Source organism: Lysobacter cavernae, assembly GCF_042648505.1.
Taxonomy (GTDB): domain Bacteria; phylum Pseudomonadota; class Gammaproteobacteria; order Xanthomonadales; family Xanthomonadaceae; genus Lysobacter_L; species Lysobacter_L cavernae.
This window is the reverse complement of the sequence record NZ_JBHRXK010000021.1, coordinates 1-2,434: the sequence shown is the minus strand read 5'-3', so window position 1 is coordinate 2,434 and position 2,434 is coordinate 1. Positions and strand designations below refer to the sequence as shown.

Annotated in this window: 2 protein-coding genes; one reads left to right on the top strand and one right to left on the bottom strand. The window is 59.2% G+C overall.

Annotated elements, in window-relative coordinates:
- Window positions 1–430 precede the first annotated feature (430 nt).
- Window positions 431–751: a hypothetical protein gene (locus ACFOLC_RS16060; RefSeq protein ID WP_386760274.1), complete on the bottom strand. Its 321-nt coding sequence runs from the start codon at window positions 749–751 to the stop codon at window positions 431–433.
- A gap of 405 nt (window positions 752–1,156) precedes the next feature.
- Between ACFOLC_RS16060 and ACFOLC_RS16055 the strand changes: the two genes are divergently transcribed.
- Window positions 1,157–1,453 (top strand): hypothetical protein, encoded by a 297-nt coding sequence (locus ACFOLC_RS16055; RefSeq protein WP_386760273.1) that lies wholly within the window; start codon window positions 1,157–1,159, stop codon window positions 1,451–1,453.
- Window positions 1,454–2,434 lie beyond the last annotated feature (981 nt).

The following is a 2,434-nucleotide window of genomic DNA, read 5'->3' as shown; positions in this document are numbered from 1 at the left end:
ATCAACGGTGCGCCGATCTGAATGAAAGTCCGCTCGTGCCATCGCAGCCGGGGCGGATCGTGTTCAAGACGGGCGGTATTTCAGCAGCCTGTTAGGGCTACTCAAGCAAGTGACATAGCAGTCATCTAGCTCAGTGCACCGCGAGCGGAAGGCGGCGATCTCACAGCGCTCACGCTCCGAAAGCGGGCGACGCGGCTCGGCCTTGCAGGACTGAAACCTTGTGACGGCCCCGACATCTGGAGGTTGGGGGAATTCGATTACTGGCGCTTTCGGAGCAGGTTCGTCTTGCCGCTCACATGCTGCGGGCAGAATCAGAAAAATAATTGCAAGCAGCCGTAAGAGTGTCATTGGGCCCTAACGCCTGAATTAAGCCGAGCCGCGAAGCGGTTTCGGCTTGAATGAATTGTTAGGCGCCGCATGCTCGAAGCACCTAAGACTGCTTTTGATCCTGCTCCCAACGGGTGATGCAGGTTAGTGCTTGTTCTGCCTCAAGCTCCGACTGCGGCTGGCTCATTGCATAGACGCGGACCTTGGCCCGGTACGACGGCTGTGAGCAGTACTGCCGAGTGCACTCACGAGCACGCGCCGAAGGGCCGACGAACATGCTCGGAGTGCCAGGGTCTAGGCACTGCTTGAGAATGCTCGGCGGGCTCACGCCGATCTGTGGACGTGCTGCTTGCCCCTGTGCCGAAATAGCACCGCTGGTGAAGACGGCCGCAGCCCCTAAGAAGCCGATCACGATTTGCTTCATGTTTGATTCCCCGTGACTGCGCCTAACGCCGGAATTGTGCCGAACCGCGAAGCGGTTTCGGCACGAATGACTTGTTATGCGGTGATTGCCCGACGAAGTGGCCGAACGATAAGCCGCCACCGCGAGAACCCCGCCCCAGGCGGAAGAGTAGCAAGTGCCGCGACAAGGCGCTTTACCCGGAACCCGCAAGGCGTGGACTGGCCGAAGCCGCCGCAAATGGGAGCAGGGCAGGAAGTGAGCGCGAGGTCGGAGCGGTGGTCAGCCCGATCGCCGAACAAGTGAGAACTGCGATCCGGAGCCGGCCGACGAGTGCACAACGCACTGGCCGAATGAGCGAGCGCCCGGACAATTCAAAGCAACACCGCATAACGCCTGAATTAAGCCGAGCCGCGAAGCGGCTTCGGCTTGAATGAATTGTTAGAGGGCATCCACGTACTCCGGGTCATCGAACGCCAAGAAACAACCCGTGCGAATGTCCTCGTAGGTGCACAGCGTACCGTTGTAGCAGTAGTTTCCGTTGGCAAAGCTGGTGTGAACCCGAGCTACCTCGAGAGGTGGTCGAGCAGTCATGGGCGGCATTGCGAACGCGAGCAGGACAATTCCGCGCGTCTCGTTGAAGAGGATGTGGACTGGCGCATTCCCGGCCTGAAGCTCGGCGCGCGCGATTTGCTGGAGCGGCTCGGCCAGTTGCGTCCACATTGAATCGGCCGTTGCGTTACCGAAGCTGCGACCATTCCAGGTGAGCGCGTCAACGCTTGTTGTATCTCGGCCCAGCCGCTGAACCCCCATATGCCCTCTAACGCTGGAATTAAGCCGAACCGCGAAGCGGTTTCGGCTTGAATGACTTGTTATACGGCGGTGCTGATGGGCCGGCAAACTGACAGTTCCGACCCCAGAGCGCCCCGCGCCAACCGGCACACTAACACGCACGGCGTGGAGGCTTTGCCCGGACGGCTTGCGGTAGGAAGTGACCGAAGCCACTGAGAGCGGGAGCACCGAAAGCTAGCCACGCGAATGGCGGAGCGGGGCGCTGCACGATGGCCAGAACCGGAAGGATTGCTGACCGGAGCCGGCCGCCGCAGACATGACAGCGTTGCCGAAGGAAAAACCACGGCAATGTTTTTGCACCACCGTATAACGCCTGAGTTAAGCCGAGCCGCGAAGCGGCTTCGGCTTGAACGAATTGTTAGAGCTCACGACCTATGTGCCTGAGTAAACCCGCTTGTAACCCAATATGCGAGGCGGGCTAACAGTGAAACTAGCAGAGGGCTTGCCAATGCAGTTATAACCATCAGCCAAATCGTCTGTACCTCCTCGCGGCAAGCGTTTGGGTTGAAGTAGCTGTGTGGACAGGTCCAAACCTCAGACTGAAGGATGGCCGCTTTGTAAAGGCAATAGGCAGCCAAAAGGGCCGACACCAAGATGCACACGCGCCGCCAGCCTTCGCCAAGAGCGAATTTCTCACCGACACGCGGAGCTCTTGGGAACAATAAGTCGAGTAGTTTCATAGTGAGCTCTAACGCCTGAATTAAGCCGAGCCGCGAAGCGGCTTCGGCTTGAATGAATTGTTAGGCCTCACCCCGCTGGCCTAGCAGGCTGCTGAAATACCGCCCGTCTTGAACACGATCCGCCCCGGCTGCGATGGCACGAGCGGACTTTCATTCAGATCGGCGCACCGTTGAT